Here is a 26326-nt window from a genome sequence, read left to right as displayed (position 1 = left end):
TCGCCGCGGCCCGCCGGGTAGTGGCATCCGTGAGAACCATTGCTCTTAACTTGCACCGGGCTTTCGCCGGACCGGGTTGAAATGCAAACTGGATTCGACCGAACTATCTCCAAACTTTGGGAGGGCGCCTTCCAACGGGCTGAAGGCCGCTCACCTCTCCGCGCCTTCACAGCGCGTTGCCGGGCGACAGGTATCTCCAAAGGGCAGCTCCGTCTGTGCGTGGCGGTCACGTTTTGGGCATGGGCTTTGAACTCGGTCGCGGCGGCACAAAGCTGGGTTTTCCAGCCGTCGTACTACAGCCATTCTCCCCAGGGCGAGCGGGTAGCGCAATTTCAGCCGGAAGCCTCCATCTCGTCACCGACCGCACCCAACTACATCGTCAGCGGGTATCGCCACACGCGATCGACCATTCGGGGTGCTGAAAGCTACGATCACCTCCATGTGGTGAGGACTTGGGGGCTGGGCGAATTCCTCAGGCCTTATGAAGAATGGGAGTTTCCATTCCGGCCGGGCGCAACTCCATACGGCCCATGGGGTAATCCTCAAGGCCCTTGGACGCTGCCCTTCGATTCCTGGCGGAATCCGTTCGGATTAGGACGGCTGCCGGGTCTTCCGTGGTGGCTCTGGCCGAGATGGTAGCGTTACAATGCCCACCACCCGCCAGACGCGGGCCCTCTGAGTCGGCCGGCTTCGCCGCCTATACTGCGGCAACGACTGCGGCAACCCGTCGGCAATCTTTCGGCGAAACGGGTCAGCCTGACGCCCTTTTCCAGTTTGCGCCTTATACCGATTGCCGCGACGAATCCGATTGTGCGGAAATGTAGGCCGTCCACAGCCGACCGGAATTGCGTTTTGCATTCGACCTCCTAACGACCGTACCCGTTTTGCGGATTCCGGGCATCCTCCTCCATCGCACGCCCAACTGCGGTCGAAGATTATTACGCACCACGGTTTTTCCTGGAAAGCGCGGCAGGATCGGCGTGATGGGTCGATCCAGCCGACAAATCCCTCCAACTCGCGTGGAAGCCGCGAATTGCTTTCGCTCCGTCACGGGTGCATCCATGGCCGACAAAGACGATAAACAGCCCCCGCCTCCGCCGCCACCGCCCAGCCCCGTCCTCAACCGTTTTGTTCTGGCACTGGTCGGTATATTACTTGTGATGTCGCCGTTGGCCTTGTTGCCCGGTTCTCGCAAGCTCGGAGACTTGTTGGCCGGCGTCCTATCCGGAGAATCCCTCACGGCATTTCTGCCTGCGCTGCAAAGCTCCCCTCAAGACACCCCCCCCGCCGGTCCAGAGGAGCCTACGCCCGAATATGTGATTCCCACGACGGACTTTGCCGAGGTGTTTCGCTTCGATATGCGGCCCGACTATCTGGTCCAACGCTGGCCTCGAGTGACGGCGGCAACGGCGGGTATCCAATTGCAGGGTTACCGTGTGCCGCTGCTTACCGGCACGCGGGAGGATGACTTGGCAGGAGCGGTGACCTACTACTTCAATCCCCGGCAGGAGGTTCAAAGAATCACCTTTCGTGGGACGACGGGCAATGCCAATCGGCTGATCCAATATTTGGCCGCTCAATTCGGGTTTTGTCATCGGCCCACCAACGATCCGGGATTGTTTCTTTATGTGGTGCCGGAGGAAGGCTCTCGCGGCGGCGTGAAGAGCTACCTATGGATCCGTCCGCAGCGTGTATTGCGTGCCGCGGAACCGCATGCACGATTCGAGCTGGACCTCGTCATCGAGCGCCCCACGGAAGAGCTGATGACCCGGTTGCGCGAAGCATTTCCGGAGCCTGTTGCTCCACAAGTCCCGGCGGCCGTCCCGTTGGCTTATCCGCAATGAATAGGGAATGTCTTACGGCGGCGAAAGGAAGCCCCCGTATTGACGGCCGATATGACACCCCGCCGTAACGCGGCCCGTGCGGGAAACGGCGGCCGCACGAACCCCTCAGTCGTGAGTACTCTCACGCCAAAGCAAGGGTCGCCGCATCTGCGGCTCGATTCGGAAGCGGCATTCCCCGTTCAAGAACACCCTTACGGTGCCGCTCGATTCACTCACGCAAACGGCGACGGCCTTGGTCTTGCGGGTAATAGCGGCGGCGGCCCAATGGCGGGCACCCAAACCTTTCGATAGGACGATATCCGAAGCGGAGCAGTCGATGTGGCGGCACGCCGCGAGAATTGTCCCGTCTTCCGAAATAATGCAGGCCCCGTCAAGTTGCGCGATCTCCTTGACGCCCTCGCGGACACGGGCGTCAAAGAGATTCTTCTCGTGCTTGCTATAGCCGCGAACGGGATCGAATCCCAGAGGCCGCGTGTGAGACAAGACTTTGCGGGAATCGCCGACGACGAAAATCGCCCCGACGGGTTTGCCTTCGCGCCCCTCCTGGCCGATCTCCACCGCTAGATTGATCACCAGCTTGAGCGTTTCAATCGGGATCGCCGTATTCAGTTCTCGCAGGTCCCGGGTCGTCAGTCTCGCCAGATGGTCGGACAGGCGAATCACGCTCAGCGAATCCACGCTGGAGGGTTCGAACAGTCCGTAGAGAGCGATCACTCGCTGACCGCGGGTCAACAGTTCCTCCGTCACCGACTCGAGGAGCGCCTCGGTAATGCGTTCATACGGCGAGGAGTGCGGCAAATTGACGGCTACGCTTGAAAACCCCACCTCGGCCGCTCCGGCCAAGTATGCCAATCGTTCGGATGCGATGATCACGCGCCGTTGGCCGACGATCGAGCGCAAACGCGCCCAATCCCCGGGACCGTTCACGAGGATAAGGATGGCCGCCGCCTCCAATTGATCGTGCAATCGCACGCCTCCCTCCAAGAGGGAGCGGAATTGCTCGGTAAAGCGAAAACTTTCGGGGGCGTCGGGGTTCGGTTTCTTTTCGTCGGGGGCTTTTTTCTCCGCAAGATTTATTGGATTCTTGGAGTTTTCTGGCATCGCGATGGGACTTGCAAGGGGATGCGGGTGTTCGCCGGTAGACCTTGGCCGGGCAACGCAAGCAGCAGCATTCTTCGGGCGATAGCTGTACGATTCTAGCCGACCCACCCACTTTTGGCAATCAAACCGAGGGGGCGAATGCGCGCCGCTCGCCGACCCGCGGACACGCTTTGCCAACCGCCACGTTGTACGGCGCTCGGCCGGCCCCCCCACGAACTCGTCAGCGCGGCGGTGACCGCGGAGCGGTTTCCAAGCTCGCATAGCCGTGAAGCGGGGCTTGTTCCGGCTTCCGGGTATCCCGGCTGACGATCAAGCTGCCGCGATTCCGGCTCCGTGGTTCAGAAAATCGCGTCCTTCACCTTGCTCGCTATTGAAGCCGATGGTGCATCCGCGGGAATCTCGCCGCGGACGTATGCTTCCCAACGGCGGACATCATTGCCGAAATCCTTCCCTGTCACTTCACGAAGCGATTGCATGGCCAGGTACTGCGTCGCGGGATCGCGCTCATTCAAGAACTCGGCAAGGACGGGGACGGCACTCGCCTCCTTGGCGTTTCCCAAGGCTTTGATGGCGGCCTGTTTGACGTCCGCCGAGGTTTCGCGTCTCAACACATCCGCTAGGACTGCCGCCGATTCGGCCCCGCCCGCCTTTCCGAGCACCCCGCATGCCTCCAAACGTACGGATTCCGCGGGATCCTCGGCGGCCGACCTCGCCATCTCCGCCGCGAGGGAGATATCGAGCTTGGAAACCAGCCGCAGAATCTCTCGCCGCATAAAGGGATCCTGCTCGGCGTTAAACTCAGCTCGTAGCTGAGAAGCCAGCGCAGCGCGTTCCTCCGGGGTGCGGGCTTTTTTCACGGAATCCTGCCATCCCTTAAGGCGTTCCCGAGGAATGACGACCCCGGGCGGCAAACCTGCTTGCGAATTCTTCGCGGAAGTCTTGAACGGTTCAAACCCTTTCCAGAAACTGCATCCGGGAGCCGTAACGGCGAGGACCGATATCGGTCCGACCGTACAGACGACAGCGCAGAGAGTCCGCCACTTGCTCATGATCGGCCACCGAAACCATCCGGGCATTGGGAATGTGCCACCACGGCAGTTGCATCGCCCCGCTCTTCAAGAACGCAATCGAGGAGGTTGTACCGAATCCGCAAGACGAGGCCAAGGCGAGTTCTCGCAGCCGGTAACGTCGCGCGTGCCCTGTAAAACCGAGTCGCGACTCCGTCCCTTCTTGCCTGCAATCCCTTGCGGGCAGGGATAGAAACGGTTTTCACAGGAATCTGCGCCAACTTGCCGCTTTCCAACCGCCTAGGTATCCTACAAACGTGTTATCCCAGACTCCGATCGCCACAGCTTGACCCCGAAAGGTTACGGGTGCGTCGCTTTCACTCGCATGGGGGCAAGGGACTGAACTCATGGGCAATTCACAGACGGTCAACGAAGTTCGCTGGCTGGAAGTATTTCCCTGGCTACGTCTTTGGAACTGCCTGTGGATCGCCATCACTCCCGGGAATCTGGGCACTGCCCTCATCGGCGTTATCTTGACCTATCTGGGATGGGGCATCATCGACGCCGTTATGCCCGTGCGTCCCACAGCTCGTATCTTTTCCCCCACCTCGCGGACTCCAAGAGAGCATGCAAATGGGGAGCCCCATAACACGCGGGCGTCCGAGCGCGGGCTGGACCGCACGGGCTCTCCCTTCCCAGTGGGAGTTCTTTCCGTGGACGAACCTCCGCCGGCCGGGGCCGTCGCGGGGCTTGCGGATTCCAAATCCCTTTTGGAAAACCTGGTGCCGCAAGCCTGGCGCATCAAGTCATCCTGGGGAGTCATGCCGGGCATCGATCGCTTGGAAGACCCGATGATCGGCACTTGGAGACGCATTAGCGCTCCCTTCGCGGCGCTTTTCTGCGCCGCGGAGCTTTCCTGGCTTGATCGGATTCGACTCGCCCTTCACGGAACGTGGATCGTTGCGGTCTGGGCCTTGTTCGGCTCCATGCTGACGCGACATGCCGCGCTCGAGCTTGCAGGGGGAGATCGACCGGCGTGGCGGGATTTGTGGCGGTTTGCCGCCTCCCATTGGCTTCACAACTTCTTGGCGCCCCTGAGCTTGGTCTTGGCCGTCTTGTTGTTGTGGGGGCTTTTGACGCTGGGAGGCATGTTGCTGCTGAGTTCCGAGGTCGGCCTGGCTCTGGCCGGGCTGCTCTGGCCGCTGGCTTTGGCGATCGGCCTCGGTGCAACGTTAACCCTGGTAGGACTGATGTTCGGTTGGCCGTTATTGTCGGCGTCCATCAGCGTTGACGGACAAGACGGCTTCGGAGCGGTGGGCACCGCCTTCTCCTACGTTTATCGGCGTCCCTTGCCGCTGGCATTCTTGGTGATCGTCGCGGCATTCCTGGGTTGGCTGGCGTGGGTCATCGTCTCAGCCTTGGCGGAGAGCCTCATCTCGCTCACCAACGCCGCCGCCATGGCCGGTTTATCGGATGGACGAATCCGAAGCCTGACGCAAGGCAGTGAGGACTTGGGCCTGCTCGGCAGGTTCGGCGCGGGAGCCATTCGAAGTTGGCAATACCTCGTGCAATCCGTCGCCGTTTCGTTCCTGTTCTCTTTTTTCTGGGCGGCAACGACCATGATCTATCTACTTCTGAGAAGATCCGTCGATGGCACGGACCTGAACGAAGTCTTCATCGAGGCCGCCGAAGAGGAACGCTACATCGCTTCGCCGCCGATCCGATCGGTTCAAGCGGCCGATTCTTCGGATTGATCGAATCCGACGAGCGGTCCAAGGAAGCTCCGCCGCTTCCGTCGGCTCAAAGATGCGATCCGCCTCCCTGTGTCCGGCCAACCATCGATCCTGGATGCAGGACGTCGGACTTCGCAAACAAACCGTCTAGACCGCCCCAGGACCGACCGCACCGTCGCTGATGCGAATGGTCTGTTCGACCGCCACCACGAAGATCTTGCCATCCTCCGGATGGCCGGTTCGGCCCGTCTTCGCCACCTGCGCGATCGTACTGATGGTCCTCTCCGCGAAGTCGTCATTTACGACGATTTCGAGCAGTGATTTCCGCAATACTCTGCCGTCGCGGCGACGCGACGACTCATCACGACCCAAGGGGGAGCCTCGCGCGAATCCCTGGGCATCCGTAATCGTCAACCGGCCGACCTCAATCCGATCCAGAGCACCCCGGACGCTTTCCAATTTCGGGGGTTGAATGACGGCCAAGACAAGCTTCACGCGTCGCACTCCGTGGAATCGACCCGACGGCTGCGGTGAACGTTCGCGGATTGGGATCCGGTCGCCGGCTTACACCGTCTCCGGAAGTTGATAGGGGGCTCGGCGGACTCGGTCCAAATGTCCGTTGGCTTCGTCGTCATCCACGAATCGCTCGGAATCGGGATCCCAGCGAAGCTTGCGATTGACCCAGCGGGCAATGTTACACAGATGGCAGATCGTGGCCGATCGATGCCCGACTTCGACATCCGCCACCGGCTTCTCCCGCGAGCGAATGCAATCCAGCCAGTTCCGCATGTGATCGTCGCTGCGATACAAACGGACGGTGAAATCGTCGTAGGGCGGTTTTCCAAGCTCCGCGGGTTCCGTAGTGAACTTCCCACGGTCCAAGACCAGCTTTCCCTTGTCGCCGATGAAAATGGCGCCGCCGCCCGGTCCGTTGTCGAGATGCACGGTGACGCCGTTAGCATAACGGAAGGAGACCTTGGGCGAGGCACACAGCCTGTCGCCCCGCTCGCGGCTTTCCGGTTCCGAGTACGTCGGGGGCGTGAATGGGGCGCCGTCCGTCCAAATCTCCACCGGCCCCGTCTCGTCCATTCCCAACGCCCACTGAATCTGATCGAAGCCGTGCGATCCCCAACCCGTGATCTCTCCGCCCGAATAAGGGCGAAACGAAATCCATCCCGGCTTGGCCCGAGGCGTATACAAATCGATGTGATAGGGAACGACCTCCGCGGGACCGCACCACATGTCCCAATCCAATCCGGCCGGTACCGGCTGCGCGGGCAAGGCGCACTCCCAGGGACTGGGGTAATTGGCGGCGATCACGGTATGGACTTTGCCGATCCGCCCGTTGCGAACCAATTCGCAGCCCAGCCGATTGGCCGCCATCGACCGCTGCTGACTCCCGGTCTGGAAGACCCGGCCGTATTTCCGCACCGCCTCGACCATCTTGCGGCCTTCGTGGATCGTCAGCGACATCGGCTTTTCGGCGTAAATGTCCTTACCCGCCTGGCAGGCATGAATGCAGACCAACGCCCGCCAATGATCGGGCGTAGCGGTAATGACCGCATCGATATCCTTGCGATCCAAAAGCTCGCGGTAATCCTTATAGGCCACACCCTGGAATTTGCCCGCCGTTTCTTCCGCCCGAGGCAGATTGACGTCTGCGACGGCCACGATGCGACCGAGGCTGGGGACTTCCGCAAAAACTTGCAGGCCGCGCCGGCCGATTCCGATCCCACCGATCCCGATCCGTTCATTGGCGGCGGGGGTTTCCGCCGTTCCCAAAACGGCGCGCGGAATCAAGACCGGCCCCCCCGTTGCGACCGCAGCGGAAAACTTCAAAAAGGAACGACGCCCAAGGAAACGGCGATGACTCACGTCGGCTTCCTCCCAAGTCAGGGACCATTTGATTTGGCGATTCCCTTGGCGCTGCGATTGCGAACGAATCGCGATGCAAGTCCGGTCTCGCCTCGCCGAGATCACCGATATGGACTGCGTTCAGTTTCATAAGAACCTTATGCCGTGTCAAGAACCTGATCCCCAGCTAATTCACCACATCCAACAGGAAGAAACCGCTTGCAGTCGGAATCGCGAATCCGTCATTCGGCGAGCCACATCGTCGTCCCTCTTTTCACGACGCCGGTGCGCGGATTGTCCGCCCCTGCGGAGCCGGACAAGGCCGCTCCTTGTGGGACCAATTGACACGCGGTGGTTTTTGCGTTGCGATAGAGGGAATCGCGCCGGATTCGCGCGTGCCGTTCCCCCCGCGCGCGAAAGCACCAAAACGCCCCGCGAATCGCTGGAATCCAAACGGCTCTACCTGGCGTCCTACCGAACCGTCCATTACAAGCAAGGAAAATACCACCGTGCCGCGACGAGACGACATCGACAAGGTCTTGATCATCGGTTCCGGCCCCATCGTAATCGGCCAAGCTTGTGAATTCGACTACTCCGGTACGCAGGCCTGCAAAGCGCTTCGCAGCCTCGGGTACCGAATCATCTTGGTCAATTCCAATCCCGCCACGATTATGACCGATCCCGGAATGGCGGACGTGACCTATGTCGAGCCGCTCAACGTGACTTCGTTGACGGAGATTATCGAAAAGGAACGTCCGGATGCATTGCTACCGAATTTGGGCGGCCAAACGGGATTGAATTTGTCGTCCGAGCTCGCCCGCGCCGGCGTATTGGAGAAATACGGAGTCAAGGTCATCGGCGTTAATCTAGACGCCATCCAACGCGGCGAGGATCGCCAAGCGTTCAAAGAGACCATGAATCGCTTGGGCATCGAAATGCCTCGCAGCCGCATCGCGAGCAGCCTGAAAGAGGCGGAAGAAGTTGCCGGCGAGATAGGGCTGCCGTGCGTCATCCGCCCCGCCTACACTCTCGGCGGCACCGGCGGCGGCCTGGTCTACAACATGGAGGAGTTCCTTGCCGTGGCCGCACGCGGACTGGCAGCCAGCATGGTCGGCCAAATCCTCATCGAGGAATCGGTGGAGGGCTGGGAGGAGTTGGAGCTGGAGGTGGTGCGAGACGCGAAGAATCAGCGCGTCACGGTCTGTTTTATCGAGAACGTTGACGCCATGGGAGTCCACACAGGGGACTCGTTCTGCACCGCCCCCATGCTGACGATCGACGAGCAACTGCAACGCCGACTGCAAAAACACTCCTACGACATCGTCGAGGCGATCGGCGTGATCGGCGGCACGAATATCCAGTTCGCCCATGACCCCAAGACCGGCCGCGTCGTCGTCATCGAAATCAACCCTCGCACTTCACGCTCTTCGGCCCTGGCTTCCAAGGCGACGGGCTTTCCTATCGCCTTCGTCTCGGCGCTGCTGGCGGGAGGGTTGACTCTCGACGAGATCCCGTATTGGCGCGACGGCACCTTGGATCGCTATACCCCTTCCGGAGACTACGTGGTTGTGAAGTTCGCGCGGTGGGCCTTCGAGAAGTTCGAGGGGTTGCGGGATAAGCTCGGTACTCAAATGAAGGCCGTCGGTGAAGTGATGAGCCTGGGCAAAACTTACAAGGAAGCCCTGCAAAAGGCCGTTCGCTCGCTGGAGATCGGCCGTTACGGCCTGGGATTCGCAAAAGATTTCCACCAACGCTCTCTCGATGAACTGCTGACCATGCTGGTCGAACCGTCCTCCGAACGCCAGTTCATCATGTACGAGGCGCTGCGCAAGGGTGCGGACGTTCAAAAGCTGCATGAGCTGACGCACATCAAACCGTGGTTCATTCGTCAAATGAAGGAACTGGTGGAATTAGAAGAGGAGATTCTTCGATATCGAGGGACGGCCGTTCCGGATGACCTGCTGGCCCGAGCCAAAAAGGACGGCTTCGCCGATCAGTACCTCGCCCAACTCCTGAATTGTGAGGAAAAGGACATCCGCGAGCAACGGCTCCGGCTGGGCGTAGTGCACGGCTGGCACGCGGTGCCGGTCAGCGGTGTGGAAAATGCCGCGTATTATTACTCCACGTACAACGCCCCCGACGCAACCGAAACCTCACCCAACCGCAAAGTGATGATCCTCGGCGGCGGCCCGAACCGCATCGGACAAGGGATCGAGTTCGACTATTGCTGCGTTCACGCCGCGTTCGCCTTGCGCGACGAAGGCGTCGAATCGATTATGGTCAACTGCAACCCCGAGACCGTTTCCACCGATTACGACACCTCGACCAAGCTGTATTTCGAACCGCTGACGGTCGAGGATGTGCTCGCCATCTATCAAAAGGAAAAACCCGAGGGCGTGGTAGTTCAATTCGGCGGCCAGACTCCCCTGAACATCGCCGCGGAACTCGCCGAAGCGGGCGTGAAAATCCTCGGCACGTCGCCGGAAATGATCGAACTGGCCGAGGATCGCGATCGCTTTCGGCAGGTCATGCGGAAGCTGGGCATCCCACAACCCGAGTCGGGGATGGCCGGCAGCCTGGAAGAGGCCTTGGAGATCGCGAAGCAGATCGGCTATCCCCTCATGGTTCGCCCGTCCTTCGTGCTGGGCGGCCGGGCTATGGAAGTGGTCTACGATGAGCAGATGCTCCGCCGCTACGTCCAACGCGCGGTCGAAGTCTCCCCCAAACGGCCCATTTTGATCGACAAGTTCCTGGAAAACGCCGTCGAAGTGGAGGCGGACGCCATCGCCGACGGCGAAGACGCGTTCGTACCCGCCATCATGGAGCATATCGAATTGGCCGGCATCCACTCCGGTGATTCCGCCTGTGTCATACCGCCCATCAGCCTGCCGCCCAAGCACATCGACACGATCTACCAATACAACCGCAAGATCGCGATCGAGCTGAATGTAGTCGGGTTGATGAATATCCAATACGCAATCTGCAACGACACGGTCTATATCCTGGAGGCCAACCCTCGAGCCAGCCGCACCGTGCCCCTGGTCTCCAAGGTGTGCAACATTCCCATGGCGCGTATTGCCATGCAGCTCATGTTGGGTAAGAAGCTCTCGGATTTCGGCCTGACCCGCAAAACCTTTTCCCACTTTGGGGTCAAGGAGGCCGTCTTCCCATTCAACATGTACCACGAGGTCGATCCCGTCCTTGGGCCGGAAATGCGCAGCACCGGCGAGGTGCTCGGCATGGCGGACTCTTTTGGCCTGGCCTATTACAAGGCTCAGGAAGGGACCGGCACGCCGCTGCCGCTGGAAGGGACCGTCCTGCTTACCGTCGCCGACCGCGACAAACCCGCGGCGCGCGAGGTGGCGAGAAGATTTGCCGAGCTGGGGTTCAAGATCAAGGCCACGGCGGGCACGCACCGGTTCCTCTCGGAGGTCGGCATCGAAAGTGAACCGATCGCAAAAATTTACGAGGGCCGTCCGAACATCGTCGATGCCATCATCGACGGGCGCATCCAACTAGTCATCAACACACCGCGCGGCAAGGCCGGTACAACGGATGACGCCTACATTCGGCAAACGGCCATCCGCTGCAAGGTGCCGTACATCACCACGCTGGCCGCCGCCGTCGCCGCCGCCAAAGGCATCCAAGCGTGCCGAAAAGGACACGGCTCCGTGAAAAGCTTGCAAGAGTACCATCGCGAGATTCAGTAGCGAGGCATCTTGGGGTGCAAACATGCCGACCCGGCCCGGCAAAGATACGCCCCGGTCGGACCGCCCCGTTGCGAAGATACATGCCGGGCGCCGCGCGAAGATACGCGGCATCAGCGGCGCCGCTCCCCGGCGCTGAAGAATTTCGCCGCGGTTCCAACAACCGACGGAGCGTCGTGCCGACAAGCGGGACGGACTTGCGATCGGCCCCACGGCGAAGTCGCAAGATTGACGACGTATAAAGCCGACTTATAAAGCCGTAAAAATCGGGGCGACCGGATTTGAACCGGTGACCTCTTGCACCCCAAGCAAGCGCGCTAATCCAGGCTGCGCCACGCCCCGATCACTTCATCAGTTTAGCCGAGGTTGCCGGTTGACACAATGCCGGGCACCCGGCGGTTCAGCCCCGGCTCGGTGCGCAACGCAACCGGCTCTTCGGGCCGCGACTTCGGCTGTGCTCGAGGGATCGAACCCAGGAATACCCGAAGTTTGGCTAAGCGTTTTTTCCTGGGGCCTGCAAGACTTGGGGCATGTCGGCCGAGGGGTGGATTGACGGGAAAACATCCAACCCCATAATGTATAGAGTTAGCGATGATGCGGTTAGCGGACGGCGTCGCTCAGTGCCCGTCAGCGTCGTGGAATGGGTCGCACGGTTAGCGGTTCGATTCGCCGCGTCACGTTCCGTTGGGTGCGCACAGTTGGTCGTGTGCTTCCACGCGGTCTGAAGTGGGGCTGATCTACGAGGTTGACGAGATTGAGTGGTTCATGGCGTCAAACCGGAGGCGTCACGTAGCAGCTTTCCAATCAATTCAAGAACATGCCACGCCCCCTTCGTCTAGTGGCCCAGGACGTCGGATTCTCAGTCCGAAAACAGGGGTTCGACTCCCCTAGGGGGTACTTGAGAAACGGCCGGGTGGTGAACGACGCCCGGCCGTTTTTCATTGTGCGTTTCCCGCAAGAGGCCGCACGCAGCGGGCTTCCATCTGCAGCAAGCTTCCCTCCCGGCTACTTGCAGCAAGCTTCCATCCCGGAAAGCCGGCGGTTTATGCTCTAGCCAAGAGTAAGGAGCGTGCGCGAGTCTGTTGCGTTCCCGAGCTAAAGGGCCGACCCTCATTACGGGTATTACGGAAGGCCCATCTTCGACCGCTAGCCATCGGCAAAAGGCCTCCCATGCAACGATTCATCCTCCGATTCGCGGCCGCAACAACGGTTTTCTTATGTGCCGTTGCCGGAATGCTCGGCATCGCCCACCTTGATCTCGCAACGGTCCAAGCGGCCGAATCGTTTCGCCTTTGGTACGAGCGACCGGCCGAAAAGTGGACCGAGGCCTTGCCGATCGGGAACGGCCGTTTGGGGGCCATGGTCTTCGGCAAGCCTGACCGGGAACGGATCCAGGTGAACGAGGACACCGTTTGGGTCGGTTCGCCGCACGATTACTCGCACCCGGGTGCCGTGGAATACCTCCCCGAGATTCGACGTTTGCTCTTCGAGGGGAAGCAAGCGGAGGCCACCGCCTTGGCGGCAGAACATTTCATGAGCATCCCGCTCCGTCAGATGCCGCATCAACCATGTTGCGACCTTTACCTGGATTTTGGAGATGACATTGAAGTCGCGTCGTATCGCCGAGAGCTGGACCTTTGTTCCGCTTTGGCGGTAACCGCTTACCGCGTCGGTGACGTTTCCTTTACCCGAACCGTCTTCGCCAGTTACCCGGACCAAGTCATCGTGGTCCGCATCGCGGGCGACAAGCCCGGTTCCGTCGCGTTCGCGGCATCGCTCACCACGCCTCACGCCCGGCACGAGATTCGGGCCGCCGGTAATCGCATCGTTTTGAGCGGCAAGCCGGCGGATTACTTCAACGCAGCCACGGACGAACGTCTGCCAAGCGTCATCCGTTTCGAGGCTCAGGTGCTTATCCGGTCCGAAGGCGGCACTGCGGTCGTCGATGGTGCAGCGGTTCGGGTAACCGGGGCCGACGCCGTCACGCTGTTGTTGACGGCGGCTACGAACTATCGCGCCTTCGGCGACGTCAGCGGCGACCCCTCCGCCCGTTGCAACGAAATCCTGGAGAAAGCAGCCTCACGGTCGTACGATCAGCTTCTGACGCGACACTTGGAGGATTACCGGAGTTTGTTCGATCGAGTACGTTTTTCGTTGCCCCAGACCGATGCCGCCGAGCGGCCCACCGACCAGCGTATACGGGATTTCACCAGGCAGGCGGATCCGCAACTGGCCGCTTTGTATTTCCAATTCGGACGCTATTTGCTCATCTCGGCCAGTCGCCCCGGCAGCCAGCCCGCGAACCTCCAAGGAATTTGGAACGAGAGCCTCAGGCCGCCGTGGGACTCCAAATACACGACGAACATCAACTTGGAAATGAACTATTGGCCCGCCGAAGTTTGCAATCTGTCGGAGTGCTCGGAACCGCTATTCGCCGCCCTTGAGGATTTGACAATCTCCGGGGCCCGGACCGCCGAGGTCCACTACAGCGCCCCCGGCTGGGTGCTGCATCACAACTTCGATCTTTGGCGGGGAACCGCCCCGATCAACGCGGCGAATCACGGCATTTGGCCGACCGGCGGAGCCTGGTTGTGCCAGCATCTGTGGTGGCACTATGAGTTCACCCAGGATCGTGAATTCTTGGCTCGGCGGGCCTATCCGCTGATGAAGGGGGCTTGCGAGTTTTTCCTGCACTATCTGATCGAGGACCCCCGCTCCCCCGAGCATTGGCTGATTTCCGGCCCGTCCAACTCGCCGGAACAAGGCGGCCTAGTCATGGGCCCGACCATGGACCACCAGATTATTCGTTATTTGTTCGCGTCGACCGCAAAGGCCGCCGATATCCTCGACGTGGACCCCGAATTCCGAAAACGTCTCTTGGAATCGCATGCCCGCATTGCTCCGAATCAAATCGGCCGACACGGGCAACTCCAAGAATGGCTCGAAGACAAAGATGACCCCAACAACAAACACCGGCACGTTTCCCACCTTTGGGGCGTTTTTCCGGGCGAGGAAATCACTCTCCAAGGCTCGCCGGAGTTGTTCCGCGCCGCTCGCCGATCACTGGAATTCCGCGGCGATGGCGGAACCGGTTGGAGCAAGGCCTGGAAAATTAGTCTTTGGGCGCGATTCGCGGACGGAAACCGCGCGCATAGACTTTTTGGCGATCTGATTACGGAAAGCACCCTGCCCAACATGTTCGACAGTTGCCCGCCGTTTCAGATCGACGGCAATTTCGGCGGCACGATGGGCATTGCCGAAATGCTCTTACAATCCCACGGCGGCGAAATCTCCCTGTTGCCCGCCTTGCCGGATGCTTGGCGATCGGGCAGCGTGGAGGGCCTGCTCGCTCGCGGCAAGGTAGCGGTTTCCATCCGATGGGATGAAGGGGCCATCCGAGCGGAGTTGACTCCCGAGCTGGCACAGCCGATGCGTTTGCGCCTTCCCCCCAAGTTCGGAGAGCCGGAAATCCGCGACATCCAGGGCACTCCGTTGGAGGTCGCGCAAACGCCGGACGGAGCTTATGCCTTCTCGGCCCAGCCGCAGCTCTACATCGTACAAGCAGGCCGGGATTAGCCTCCCGGTTGCGCTCCTTGCCGGGACGAAGTCCGGACAAAATCCATTGACTGCCCCCCTAGGATTGGGAGACAATAGACGCTAGAGCCTGGTGACGGCGCCCCGTCCTAATCTTGCCCTTCTCCGGAACAGAAAGGGAATGCCATGTCGCCCGCCGCCGAAAGCGTGGTTCGTAGATTGGATGCTCTTCGCCAGCAGTGGTGGATTTTCACCTTGCTGAGCAGTCTGGCGGCGGCCGCCTCGCTGTCTCTCGGCCTGTTTCTGATCTTCATGTTGGCGGATGCCGTCTTCCGTTTTCCGCAGTCGATCCTGCTGGGGGCGTTTCTCTGTTGGGGCGCTGTGAGCCTCGGCGCGCTGGTTTGGGCGGTCCGCCGCGCCTCGCGCGGTCATCGCACATTGGAGGCGACCGCCCGCCGGGTCGAGCTGGAGTTTCCCGAGTTACAAAGCAGCCTGATTAATATTCTTCAACTCGCTCATGACACCCGCCAGGACAACCCCGCTTTTTGTCTGGCAGCCGTGAATCAGGCCGTTTCGCGGGTCAACGGAATCCGTTTGGAGGAAACGCCTTTTCGCCGCACGCGGTGGGAACGATTCCGGCACTGCATGCAGACTTCGCGCGACTTCCTGGAATGGAGCGGCGTGCTGGTCACGCTGATTCTAATCAGCATCGTGTTGGGCCTACTTTTGCCGAACTGGAGTTCCGCGGCCAGCCGACTGCTTCAGCCCTGGCAATTCGTGCCGTCGGTGGGACGCATTCGCATCTTGTCGGTGGAACCGGGGAATTGCGAGGTCTTCGCCGGCTCGACGGTCAAGGTTACGGCCAAGGTTGCGGTGCCCGGCCGCGGACCGTACCCCGGTTTTCTCTTCGTGTCGGCGGAGGGAGAGCCGGAACAGAAGATTCCCATGGCCGCCGAGAAAGAAGGCGAGGAATACGTGTGCGCCATTCCGGCGGTGCTCAAACCATTGCAATACCGCCTGGAAATCGGGGACACCCAGTCTTCGATCTATCGCGTCGGAATTACCGAGGTCCCGGCGCCGCAAGAGGTGGAGGTCACCTACAACTATCCGGCCTACATGGGACGTCCCTCCGACACGTATCGGCAACGCACACTCGACCTGCGGGCGCCGCAATACAGCGAAGCCGTTTTGCGAGTACTGCCGAGTGCCGTCGTATCCGGCGGCCGGGTGATCGTGGACGGTCAAGTCCTCGTGGGAAGCGTCGAGGACGGCGGCCGCGCTTTCCTCGTCAAAATCCCCATGCTCAAAGACGGCAACTTCACCGTGGCCTTGCAAAACGGTTCAGGGCTGACCGACCCGAATCCGCGAACCAACCGAGTCACCGTTATTCCCGACCGGCCTCCCACCGTTGAGATCCTCAAGCCGAATCGGCAAGTCGCCGCTTCGCCGGGTGAAACCATCGCCGTTAAGGTCCGCGCCACGGACGACTACGCCGTCGGGGAGATTCGATTGGAAATGAAAGTCCAAGAGCAATCCGACAGTGGTGCGTCCCCGGCGGAGGGCGGGACGTCGGCGAACGCTTCGTCGCCGCAAGACGAAAGGGATTTGGTGCGACTGCACGCGTGGACGGCATTCGAGGGCACTACCACCGTCGTCGCGGACCATTCCTTCGTCTTGCAGCCGGAGAGATTTCAACCCGGCCAGACCGTCTTAATTCGCGCGGTCGCGGCCGATAAACGCAACCTGGCCAAGTGGGGATTGGACCTCCGCCCCCAAGTGTCGGTAGGGCCGTGGCATGCAATCAAAATCATCGCGGGTGAAGAAAAGACGGCGGCGGCCCTGAAGGACCTGGAAAGTCTGCGTTCGGCCGTGTTTCGAATATTGGAGACGCAGATACGTGCTCGGGCGACGATCGGTACGCTGCAAGCGGCCGCGGCACCGGATCCCCAAGCCGTGGTCGCCGCGCTCCAAGAGGTGCGCGCCAAACAGGTCGCCGTCCAGTCGGGCACGCAAGAGATCACGACCACGATTCAAGACACCGACTCGGCGGAGCGACTCGCCATCAAGCGCGTGCTCAACAACTTGGCCGTCAATGAAATGCTGGCGGCAGTCCAAACAAGTGACGCTTTGCTGCGAACAGGCGGCGGTGAAGCCCAGCTTTACGGGGAATTGACTACGCTGCAAGACCGAATCATCGAGACGCTGCGCAAGATGTTGGACTTGGCGCGACAAGCTCAGGCGGAGCTGCTGGCCGAGGCTCCAAAGCGTCCCGGGGGCGATCTGCCGAACGACGTGCAGAAAAAGCTCGAAGAGATTCAGAGCAAGTTGCAAGAATTCTTGGAACAGCAAAAGAAGGTGATTGAAGCCTCGGAGGAGCTGGCGAAAAAGCCGGTGGAGGACTTCACGGAAGAGGACGAGCAAAAGCTCAAGGAATTGGCCCAAGTGCAGGACGACTGGTCGCGTTTCATGGCCGAAGCCCACAGCGATCTCAGCAAGTTGCCGGAACAGGATTTTTCCTCGGCAAGCATGTGCCAAGAGTTGGTGGAGATCCAGACCGAATTGAAAATGGCTGAGGACGCACTGCTCAAAAAGTCCGTCGATATCGCCGTGCCCTTGGAACAGTTGGGCTACGAAATGGCGGAGGAAATCACGAGTAATCTGGAGAAATGGTTGCCCGATACGCCTGATCGGGAACGTTGGAGCCAGGAAGAGTCCCTCAGCGATGCCGATAAGGAAGCCCCGATGGCGGAATTGCCCGGCCAACTGGAGGATCTGATCGGCGAACTCATGGAAGAGGAAGAGGACCTTTTCGACGAGATGGAAGATGTTTCCTCCAGCGCGGCGGACTCTCTGGACAAAGGAGCCGGCTGGGACGCGGCGGATGGTCCGATCTCGAACATGAGCGCCAAGGGCGTCACGGGAAATCGCCTCCCCAACACGAGCGAAATCGGAGGGCGATCGGGAGAGGGACGCAGCGGAAAGTCCAGCGGCGAGTTCGTCAGTGATGAAGCGGTTGGGAAAGGCGGACGCAAGACTCCGAGTCGACTGACCGCCGACCCGTACATGCAAGGGCAAATCAAGGATCATAGCAAGGATCCGACCGGCGGAGCCACGGGAGGAGGCAAGGAGAGCGGCCAAGGAGGGCAAGGCTTGGAAGGCCCCACTCCTCCCGGACACGGTCCCCGAGAACTACAGCGTTTGGCCGGAAAACAGGCCGAATTGCGCAACAAGGCCGAGGCGATCGATGCTCAAATGCAAGTCATGAACTATCACCGCACCGATATGCAGCGGCTGATTGATCTCATGGCCGAGGTGGAACGCGATCTGCTCGCGGGACGTTATCAGAACGCCTTGCGGAAGCGCGAGGTCGTCCTCGAATCGCTCCAATCGCAGAAGCAGTACGTCGGCGGCGAATTCGAGGTCAAGCAGGACGCCAGCGTCAACCTTCCCACCGATGTCCAAAAGGAAATTCTGGGTAGCGTCCAAGATCCCACGCCGCCGGGCTGGGAGGACCTGGTGCGCGGCTACTATCGCCGCTTGATGCACGGAGCCGGCACCGCAACGGCTTCACAACCGTCGAACTAACGGGTCAGCCTAACGGGTCAGCGAGGCCGCGAATCCGCGTTGCCGAAGGCGGCTGGCTGAAAAGAGGAAACCGCATACCGAGCGATTCGTCGCCCATCGTACCGATAGCCCTTCACACTCATAGCCGATGAGCTTGCCATGTTCCGTACCTCGATGCTGACAATCGTTTTGACGGCAATTGCCTTCTTCGGCACAGCGCCTTTCGTGTCGGCCCAAAAAGTCGTCGTACCGTTCGATTTCGAGTCGAAATTCGATCAGGGGCGTTACGGCCGAATCGTGGGCGACATGTTGTGGCAAAAGCTCAAAAGGGAAGGCGGTTTCATCATTCCCGAGACCATGGCCGACGTCCGAGACTTTTGCGAAATGAACGCACTTCGGATATCGGCGGCGACCTCGCTGGAAGACATGGCAAAAATCGTGCGTGAGGATTTTCAAGCCGACATTGCCATTTGGGGCTCCGTGGAACGCGTTCCCGGCACGTCGGGAGAAATCTACGATCTGGTCATCAAGTGCGCGGACTTTTCGGACGCTCGGAACCCTCGGGTAATCTATGAAAAGTCGGCCCGCACCAATTCCGTCTCGGAGATTCCCCATCTCTACGTTGAAGAGATGCTGAACGCATTGTACGAACGTCCGGCTTCGGGAGAGCGGCCGGCCGACCCTATCGCCGAGGAGAACTGGAACAAAAACCCCAATTTGATTTTGGGAGGCGACTTTGAAAGGGCGGTCGGCGGTGTCCCCGTGGGCTGGGAACCGACGGGCGGGCAAGATCGTCAACCGCTCGGGCGACTGGTCGCTTGGGCGGTCGATTCCACGGATCCGAAAAACCATGTCATCCGCTTTACCTTCGGCGCGGATGTGGGGGATTCCACCGGCGTGATGTATTACAGCCTGCCGTTCCAGGTCCAGGAAGGCGCTACGTATCGCTTTCAGTGTCGCTGGCGAACCACCGGCCCCAGTCCCAAGGTGTTCATCAAATGCTACGACGAGATGCCGAGTGAATATGCGCGGACGGGAAGTGCGCCGGCCTCTCCCGGCGAGCGTCGTAACCCGGCCGCGCCCGCGCCTCGTGCGACTCCCTCTCGAGGTGCGCCGGGGACCGGCCGCCGGCCCGGTTCGGCCTCCGCGATCAACTGGGATCAAATGCGAGAATGCTACCGCAGCCAGCAAAATCTGAAAGGCCCCACCGGCACCTGGAACGTGCACACCGAGGATTTTACCCCACGCCACACGCAATACACGCCGCAATGGGGTCGCGTGATGTTGTATGCCTACTTGGGGGCCGGCACCGTGGAATTCGACGACGTGGTCATCAAGCAGATCATTCCGCCCTCTCCGGGCGAAGGCAAGAAAGATCCGCGACGCTCCATGGAGAGCGACGTCACGATACGTGAGATGGAAGAGGCCGAGCGCGGAAAAAACGATGGCCCGCAAAAGTGACGTCGCCCGGAAGACGCATCGGCCGTAAAGCGGTCGGAATCTCGGCGACCGACCCGGTCGAAATCTTGACCGCATTCCCGCCTCATGCGGGCCTCAATCCCGAATCGTCACACCGAAACTGACACCGGGCGGCGGAGGTCGGTGATAGTGATACCGGCGATAAACGGGCGGTCCCCACCAATAATCGTGGTATTCGTGAACAACGACCGGCGCCGGTTCTCGAATGACCACGGTAGAGGGCGTGGAGGCCGGGGGACGTCGCGGCGGTTCTTGCATGGCCTTGATGACGGCGGTGCTGACGCCCTCTTGCTGCAAGCGAATAATCTCATCCACCCCCGGCGGATAGACCATGCCGTTGTTTCGGATGTGAGTCACGATCAGCTCTTCCGCGACGCCGGCCCTGGTCATGGCAATGACGTCGTCGTAAGTTACTTGGCCCGGTCGAAGTTCTCGTCCCAGTTGCTGTGCAATCGCCGCGCGGTTTCGCGCCTCGATCTCGTCCAAGCTATCACCGATGGCGGCCCCGGCAATCGCTCCCACACCGGCCCCCAACGCCGCTCCCGCCGCGGTGCTTCCCACGGCGTTACCCACCACCGCACCGGTGCCCGCCCCCAGAAGCCCCCCCAGCAGGGCACCCCGATCCGCGTGAGTGGAGGTGCAACCGGAGGTGACAAACAGGCAAGAGACTATCCACAAAGCGTTACGCCAAGCCGATTTATCGCTGAAGAATCGCATGGCATTCCCTTACCCGCGGAGGGTGCTCGGTTCCATGAGCATCAGGTGACGCGTTGACGACGATCGCATCAACGATGCCGCCTATTAAAGCTATGAGTAATGTATCGGCTCTTGTAGGAAATTAGCTTATCGAGTCGCAGATCGTACCCCGACCGGCAGACCAGCGGACATATTTTGCCCACGTAATCACTGGGCGATTGATCGTAGCCGTTTTACCAAAAGGCGTCAATGTGAAAATGCAATACATGGATAAAATGCGTGACAGACACAGCAAGAACGGGTCGGAGGCAGGCAGAGGACAGCTTCCATGCCGACGGCCTTGGATATGACAACTTGCCCGTTGACCGCCCCCTTTTGACCGCCCCGAAGCGATGACGTGGGAATAAAAGGCAACGTTTGCGGTCTCCTGCGGCAGGGATGGCACCTCCGCCCATCAACACCGCGAAACCCCGTCGATCGTCACGCACCGCCGCGACGCGGCCAACGGAGTGGAAAAGGTAAAATAATGCCCGGGTAGGCGACAATCCGGAAATTGCTAGTTGCAACTGTTGCAAGGCCATTGCAGGCGTACCATAATGTAAGTCGTTCCAGCCGCCCATGCGGCAACGACCCACGGACGTCGAGACAAGCGGCCGTCCGTCGCCCCACCTCGTCGCGGGGTGCATCCGCGGCGAAGTCGCTACGAAACAAACCGCAAGGCTCTCAATAGACCGCCGTGCCGGCGATTTGGTTATTTGGGCGTAGCCTGACCGTCCGGTTGGACTATCCATAGGAAGATTTCCCGCCGCTCGACCTACCTGAAATCGGTCGTCGATCCGCATGACGACAAGTCGAAGCTTTTGTTGGTCGCTCCGCCTTCGCGCCGTCTCCCCGCACGGCAAGCGAGACGCCGTTGATTCGTTACGTACGTCGCAGGGAGTTTCGCGGGCTGCGCCCGGTTTTAGGCGCGGCCGATTGGCGTCTGATCGCAGTCTGGCTCGCGGCACGTCCGTTTCGCAGCCCTGAGAGGTGAACCACGATGAACCGCAATGCCTCCTGGTCCGTCGCAGCTATTCCGGTAATGCTGTGCTTCATTGCCGGTTCCTGTTTCGTCGTGAAGGCCTCGGCGGAAGAGGCCGCCCCTCCTGCGGACGAAGTGGCTCAAGCCAAAGCGGCCTATGACGCAGCGGTCCAAGCGGCTCGTGAGGCGGAGGCCGCCCTCGTGCCCTTACGCGAAGCGATGCAAAAAGCCGACGCTGCATTCGCCGCGGCGAGCAAGACCGCCAACGAAAAGCGACGCCGGGCCACGGAAGCCAAGGAATTGTCCGGCGAGCCGGGAGCTCAGGAGCTGCAACGCGCCGAAGAGAACCTGGCGGCCGCCGTCAAGGAACTCGCCGAAGCCGCGGAGGCCAAACCCCCGTTGGATCAAGCCCTCGCCGAGGCGCGGGCGGTCGCTCAACCCCTGCAAGACGCCTACACCGCCGCTGAGAAAGCGGCGAGGGAGGCGGAGGCTGCGGCCAAGGTCGCCGCGGAGGCCGCCGACAAACACGAGACTGCGGCGAAACAAGCCGCCGATCGAGCCGGTGCCCTGCGTCGGGCGGCCGACTCGGCCAAGATGGCCCTGACTCGTTTGCAGCAGCTACAACAGAGCTTTGAAAAGCAACGAGAGTCGGCAGCGGCCCAAATCGCGCAGTTGGAGGCCGAAAAGAAACCGCTGGACGAAGCGTTGGCGGCTGCCGTGAATCGTGTCGCATCCGCGACGGAGGCCGCCGCTCAAGCGGAGAAAGCTGCTCAAGAGGCCGCGCAGGTCGCGAAACAAGTCGCGGAAGACGCCGCGAAATCGGAGGACGAAAAGAAGACGGCTGCCGCCGAGGCGGAGGCCGAACGCCGGGCGGCGGATCAGGCCAAGGCCGCCGTGAGTGAGGCCCAGGCGGCCCAACTTGAAGCTCAAAAGCGGGTGGATGCCCTCGTGCAGAAGCTGTCCCGCCCAATTCAGCAGAAGGCTCTGGCTGAATCCACCCTGGCCAACCTTGCGAAACAATTGGAAACCGCATCCGCGGCGGTCCAGGCGGCCGAGGCAGCCGCGCAAGAGGCGGCCAAGACGGCGGAAGAAAAGAGAAGGCTCGCCGACGCTATCATGGCGGCGGCAAAGACGGAACCGCCCGCCGAAGGCGACGTGCCGCAGGAAATTCGTGACGCAGCCGAGGAATGGATTCAACTGCAAGCGGTCGCGAAGCAGACCGCGGAAGATGCCGCCGCGAAACGGAAGGCGGCCAATGAAGCCAAAGCCGCGTTGGACCCGGCCGCCAAGGCGATGGAAGCCGCCGCCGCGAAGGCCGCCGCCGCGGCTCAACGCTTATCGCAGGCGGAAGCACGCAAGAAGGCCGCCGAAGACGAATTGGAAAACCTCAAGAACCGTATCGCCGAGGCCAAACAGACTTTCGAAGCGGATGAAAAGGCGGCACAAGAGGCCGAGGCATTGGTACCGCCCCTGAAAGAGGAGGCCGACAAACGTCGCGCGGAATACGTCGCCGCGAAGCAAGCGGCCGATCAAAAGGCCGCGATGGTCGATCAGACCCGAATTCAACTCTACCGTTTATCCGCGTCGCGACGTATTGCCGCGCTGATGGAAAGCCCGGAGCCTCCAACCCCGGCGAACCGCATCGACGAACTCGTTTTCGCGAAGCTCCAATCCTTGGGTATCCAGCCGGTCTTATGTTCCGACGCCGTGTTCGTCCGTCGAGCTTACCTCGACTTGATCGGTGAGTTGCCCACCGCGGAGGAAGCCAAGGCCTTTATCGAAAGCAGCGACAAGAACAAACGGTCGGCCTTGATCGATCGGCTCCTCGAAGACGTCCGCCACGCCGATTACTGGGCCATGCGATGGAGCGACATTCTGCGGGTCAAGGCCGAGTTTCCGGTGAAGCTGTGGCCCAATGCCGCGCAGGCCTACCATCGTTGGATATGGGAGTCGCTGGTTCGCAACAAACCCTACGACCGTTTTGCGCGAGAATTATTGACCTCCAGCGGCAGCAACTTCCGCGTCGGCCCCGTCAACTTCTACCGAGCCATTTCGGAGAGAACGCCGGAAGGGATTGCATCCGCGGCGGCTCTCACGTTCATGGGCACCCGCATCGATTTTTGGCCGGAGGAACGCCGTGCCAACCTGGCCAAATTCTTTTCCCAGGTAGGCTTCAAGCCGACCAGCGAATGGAAGGAGGAAATCGTCTTTTGGGATCCCTTGAACTCGACGGCGATTCCCGGCGACACGGCCGCGGGCCTGGATTCGGTCGCTGCCGCAGTGACGGCCACGAATACCATCGCACAGACGTTGCCGGAGCCGGTCGCAGAGGCCGGCCCGCAAGAGGTCGTGTTCCCCGACGGCACCCGGACCACGCTTCCCCCGGACCGCGACCCGCGAGAAGTCTTCGCCGATTGGCTCATTCGCCCCGATAACCCGTGGTTCGCCAAGACGATTGTGAACCGGACTTGGGCCTGGGCCATGGGCCGCGGGATCATTCACGAACCGGATGACATTCGCGACGACAACCTTCCCGTCAATCCCGAACTTCTGGCCTATCTGGAGCAGGAATTGACCTCCAACGGCTACGATTTGAAACATATCAAGCGTCTGATTTTCACCTCCACCACGTACCAGCTTTCCCCCATTCCGCACTATCAAGGCCCTGAGGGCATGGCCAACTTCGGCTCTTACATCATGCGCCGCGTGGAGGCCGAGGTCCTGGCCGACGCCTTGGATCAGATCACAGGCGGCTCGGACCTTTACACCAGCGCCGTCCCGGAGCCGTTCACGTACATCCCCAAGGACATGCGAGCGGTGACCATCGCCGACGGCAGCATTTCCAGCTCGTTTCTGACTTTGTTCGGCCGCTCCGCCAGAGCAACCGGCATGGAAAATGAGCGCGTCAACGAATTGGCGTCGCCCCAATGGCTGTACATGCTCAATTCCGGCCAAATTCAAAACAAGTTGCAAAACGGCCCGAAATTGGGGGCGCTGATCGCCGCCGGCGGCAGCACCAAGGAAATCACCGAGCGGCTCTACCTGACGATTCTGTCGCGGTTTCCAACACAAGAGGAAATCGAGGCCGTGGATGAGTATATCAAACTCGGCGTCGCCAAAGGCCGGGACGCGTGGATCGATCTGGCCTGGGCTTTGATGAACAGTCCCGAATTCCTCTTGCGACATTGACCTTTTTCCGTCATCGGCATGTCACCGGCCCGGTGCCGTTATTCCCGTTTGCCGTTGCGTTTTGGGGAGGACCCGACTCATGGCTCAGCGTCACGAACTGAAGAATCGCTTGGTGCTTTCACGACGACAGGCACTGCAAAGCGGTGCGTGGGGAGCGGCGGGCGTCTTCGCTGCAACCCAATTCCAGAAGTTGAACCACCTCGTTTTCGCGGCTGAACCCCAAGCCAATCCCGCGCAACAAGCCGCCGATGAAAAGGCGGCCCACGATCAAGCGGCCAAGGAAAAGGCCAAAACCAAAAAGGGCATCAAGTCGGTCATCCAGATCTTTCTTTGGGGCGGGATGTCCCACAACGACACCTGGGATCCGAAGCCCGGCACCGGCTACGACTACTTGGGCCAATTCGACAAGGTGATCCCCACCAACGTCGCAGGGATTCAGCTTAGCTCGCTGTTTCCTTACTTGGCCAAGCAAGCCGACAAGTTTTCCCTCATCCGCAGCATGACGCACGGCAATAACGGGCACGAAACGGCGGCCTACTTGATGCAGACCGGCCACAAGCCGGGGGATCGCCTCGCATATCCGAGCGTGGGCGCGGTATTCGCCTATTTCAAGCGCGAGCAATACAAAGGGCTTCTCCCGCCGTACATCGTGATGCTGCAAGCGGCCGGGCGATTCTCCGAGGAGGGATTCCTCGGGCCGGCCTACAAGCCCTTTGCCACGGGCGGCGACCCCAATGCCGAACGGTTCGAAGTCCAAGGCATCGTCAATCGCGGCGTGACCGATCAGCGTCAAAAGGCACGCCGTGAACTCCTCGACAAAGTCAACCTGCTCGGCCACGGGCTGGCCGACGCAGCCGATATCGCCGCCGCAGAGGCCGCGCGAGAAAAGGCCTACGGCTTGATCCTGGGGCCTGGGAGAGATGTGTTCGACCTGAGCAACGAACCGGCCGAGTTGAGGGACCGTTATGGACGGAACACGTTCGGACAGGAATGCCTGGCCGCGCGGCGGATGGTGGAGGCCGGCGTGCCCTACGTGACCATCAGCTTTCCCGGCGGATGGGACACGCACTCCAATCACTTCACCACCATGCGGCGCCAATGCCCTCAACTGGATCAAGGGTTGGCCACGCTCCTCCAGGACTTGCAGGACCGCGGCCTGCTGGAAACGACGCTCGTGTGGTGCACGGGTGAATTCGGTCGCACGCCGAAAGTATCGTGGGAACCGCCCTGGAACGGCGGACGGCATCATTTCGGAAACGTCTTTACCGTCCTGGTGGCGGGAGGCGGCTTTGCGGGCGGTCGCGTGCTCGGCAAGTCCGACGAGAAAGGCGAGAACGTCGCCGAGCGGCCGGTCTACCCGGCGGACCTGCTGGGAACGTTCTACCTCCTGGCGGGGATCGATTCCGGCGCGATCCTGCCGCACCCGATGGGTTTCGAGGCTCGCGTGCTGGATGCTGAAAAGGAAGGAATGAAATCGGCCGGGTTGCTGGATGAATTGCTGTGATGAACGGCGGATCCGGTCCCGGAATGACGACCTACGCCACGCCTTTCCAAGTCGATCCGGCGGATCACAACCGCCGGACGGCGGCTGACGTTG

Annotated in this window: 15 protein-coding genes and 2 tRNA genes; 10 read left to right on the top strand and 7 right to left on the bottom strand. The window is 60.8% G+C overall.

Features of this window, described 5'->3' with window-relative positions; all coding sequences use genetic code 11:
• Nucleotides 1–81 precede the first annotated feature (81 nt).
• Entirely contained in the window at nt 82–639 is a 558-nt protein-coding gene (locus ACZ5B4_RS03510) for a hypothetical protein (protein WP_464913052.1), read from the top strand.
• Nucleotides 640–983: 344 nt separating this feature from the next.
• Nucleotides 984–1844 carry a DUF6690 family protein gene (locus ACZ5B4_RS03505; protein ID WP_464913051.1) on the top strand — a complete coding sequence of 287 codons (861 nt, stop codon included), beginning with the start codon at nt 984–986 and terminating at the stop codon, nt 1842–1844.
• 105 nt (nt 1845–1949) lie between these two features.
• On the opposite strand, the gene ACZ5B4_RS03500 is transcribed toward ACZ5B4_RS03505, so the two are convergent.
• From ACZ5B4_RS03500 to ACZ5B4_RS03490, 3 genes are all read right to left on the bottom strand, one after another.
• Nucleotides 1950–2921, bottom strand: coding sequence for a DNA integrity scanning protein DisA nucleotide-binding domain protein (locus ACZ5B4_RS03500; RefSeq protein WP_464913992.1), 972 nt, complete (start codon nt 2919–2921; stop codon nt 1950–1952).
• Nucleotides 2922–3283: 362 nt separating this feature from the next.
• Complete coding sequence (locus ACZ5B4_RS03495) at nt 3284–3802, bottom strand: HEAT repeat domain-containing protein (protein ID WP_464913050.1); 519 nt, start codon at nt 3800–3802, stop codon at nt 3284–3286.
• A 91-nt stretch (nt 3803–3893) separates the two neighbouring features.
• A complete protein-coding gene (locus ACZ5B4_RS03490) occupies nt 3894–4049 on the bottom strand; it encodes a hypothetical protein (RefSeq protein ID WP_464913049.1) in 156 nt (51 codons plus the stop codon).
• Nucleotides 4050–4359: 310 nt separating this feature from the next.
• Between ACZ5B4_RS03490 and ACZ5B4_RS03485 the strand changes: the two genes are divergently transcribed.
• Nucleotides 4360–5706 (top strand): hypothetical protein, encoded by a 1347-nt coding sequence (locus tag ACZ5B4_RS03485; protein ID WP_464913048.1) that lies wholly within the window; start codon nt 4360–4362, stop codon nt 5704–5706.
• Nucleotides 5707–5832: 126 nt separating this feature from the next.
• On the opposite strand, the gene ACZ5B4_RS03480 is transcribed toward ACZ5B4_RS03485, so the two are convergent.
• Together ACZ5B4_RS03480 and ACZ5B4_RS03475 are read right to left on the bottom strand one after the other, a co-directional pair.
• Complete coding sequence (locus ACZ5B4_RS03480) at nt 5833–6180, bottom strand: P-II family nitrogen regulator (RefSeq protein WP_464913047.1); 348 nt, start codon at nt 6178–6180, stop codon at nt 5833–5835.
• A gap of 69 nt (nt 6181–6249) precedes the next feature.
• Entirely contained in the window at nt 6250–7560 is a 1311-nt protein-coding gene (locus ACZ5B4_RS03475) for a Gfo/Idh/MocA family protein (protein ID WP_464913046.1), read from the bottom strand.
• Nucleotides 7561–8048: 488 nt separating this feature from the next.
• Between ACZ5B4_RS03475 and carB the strand changes: the two genes are divergently transcribed.
• Nucleotides 8049–11249, top strand: a complete 3201-nt coding sequence (gene carB / locus ACZ5B4_RS03470; protein WP_464913045.1) for a carbamoyl-phosphate synthase large subunit — start codon at nt 8049–8051, stop codon at nt 11247–11249.
• 263 nt (nt 11250–11512) lie between these two features.
• Here carB and ACZ5B4_RS03465 read toward each other — a convergent pair.
• A tRNA-Pro gene (locus tag ACZ5B4_RS03465) sits at nt 11513–11588 on the bottom strand.
• A 482-nt stretch (nt 11589–12070) separates the two neighbouring features.
• Here ACZ5B4_RS03465 and ACZ5B4_RS03460 point away from each other — a divergent pair.
• The 4 genes from ACZ5B4_RS03460 to ACZ5B4_RS03445 all read left to right on the top strand — a co-directional run bounded on the left by ACZ5B4_RS03460 (nt 12071) and on the right by ACZ5B4_RS03445 (nt 19805).
• Nucleotides 12071–12143, top strand: a tRNA-Glu gene (locus tag ACZ5B4_RS03460).
• Between the two features lie 273 nt (nt 12144–12416).
• A complete protein-coding gene (locus ACZ5B4_RS03455; RefSeq protein ID WP_464913044.1) occupies nt 12417–14822 on the top strand; it encodes a glycoside hydrolase family 95 protein in 2406 nt (801 codons plus the stop codon).
• 144 nt (nt 14823–14966) lie between these two features.
• A complete protein-coding gene (locus tag ACZ5B4_RS03450; RefSeq protein ID WP_464913043.1) occupies nt 14967–18365 on the top strand; it encodes a hypothetical protein in 3399 nt (1132 codons plus the stop codon).
• Nucleotides 18366–18503: 138 nt separating this feature from the next.
• Nucleotides 18504–19805 carry a hypothetical protein gene (locus tag ACZ5B4_RS03445; protein WP_464913042.1) on the top strand — a complete coding sequence of 434 codons (1302 nt, stop codon included), beginning with the start codon at nt 18504–18506 and terminating at the stop codon, nt 19803–19805.
• Nucleotides 19806–19898: 93 nt separating this feature from the next.
• On the opposite strand, the gene ACZ5B4_RS03440 is transcribed toward ACZ5B4_RS03445, so the two are convergent.
• Nucleotides 19899–20540: a glycine zipper domain-containing protein gene (locus ACZ5B4_RS03440; protein ID WP_464913041.1), complete on the bottom strand. Its 642-nt coding sequence runs from the start codon at nt 20538–20540 to the stop codon at nt 19899–19901.
• Between the two features lie 1018 nt (nt 20541–21558).
• Between ACZ5B4_RS03440 and ACZ5B4_RS03435 the strand changes: the two genes are divergently transcribed.
• Both ACZ5B4_RS03435 and ACZ5B4_RS03430 read left to right on the top strand, forming a co-directional pair.
• Nucleotides 21559–24729 (top strand): DUF1553 domain-containing protein, encoded by a 3171-nt coding sequence (locus ACZ5B4_RS03435; protein ID WP_464913040.1) that lies wholly within the window; start codon nt 21559–21561, stop codon nt 24727–24729.
• Between the two features lie 79 nt (nt 24730–24808).
• Nucleotides 24809–26233, top strand: coding sequence for a DUF1501 domain-containing protein (locus tag ACZ5B4_RS03430; RefSeq protein ID WP_464913039.1), 1425 nt, complete (start codon nt 24809–24811; stop codon nt 26231–26233).
• Nucleotides 26234–26326 lie beyond the last annotated feature (93 nt).

The organism is Thermogutta hypogea (genome assembly GCF_055386265.1).
This window is presented reverse-complemented; position numbering and strand designations above follow the sequence as displayed.

Excerpts from the sequence above, each read along its gene's own strand:
- ACZ5B4_RS03455 (WP_464913044.1), top strand. The coding sequence starts at position 12,417 with ATGCAACGATTCATCCTCCGATTCGCGGCCGCAACAACGGTTTTCTTA.
- ACZ5B4_RS03485 (WP_464913048.1), top strand. The coding sequence starts at position 4,360 with ATGGGCAATTCACAGACGGTCAACGAAGTTCGCTGGCTGGAAGTATTT.
- ACZ5B4_RS03505 (WP_464913051.1), top strand. The coding sequence starts at position 984 with ATGGGTCGATCCAGCCGACAAATCCCTCCAACTCGCGTGGAAGCCGCG.
- ACZ5B4_RS03445 (WP_464913042.1), top strand. The coding sequence starts at position 18,504 with ATGTTCCGTACCTCGATGCTGACAATCGTTTTGACGGCAATTGCCTTC.
- ACZ5B4_RS03490 (WP_464913049.1), bottom strand. The coding sequence starts at position 4,049 with ATGCAACTGCCGTGGTGGCACATTCCCAATGCCCGGATGGTTTCGGTG.
- ACZ5B4_RS03440 (WP_464913041.1), bottom strand. The coding sequence starts at position 20,540 with ATGCGATTCTTCAGCGATAAATCGGCTTGGCGTAACGCTTTGTGGATA.
- ACZ5B4_RS03430 (WP_464913039.1), top strand. The coding sequence starts at position 24,809 with ATGGCTCAGCGTCACGAACTGAAGAATCGCTTGGTGCTTTCACGACGA.
- ACZ5B4_RS03450 (WP_464913043.1), top strand. The coding sequence starts at position 14,967 with ATGTCGCCCGCCGCCGAAAGCGTGGTTCGTAGATTGGATGCTCTTCGC.
- ACZ5B4_RS03510 (WP_464913052.1), top strand. The coding sequence starts at position 82 with ATGCAAACTGGATTCGACCGAACTATCTCCAAACTTTGGGAGGGCGCC.
- ACZ5B4_RS03435 (WP_464913040.1), top strand. The coding sequence starts at position 21,559 with ATGAACCGCAATGCCTCCTGGTCCGTCGCAGCTATTCCGGTAATGCTG.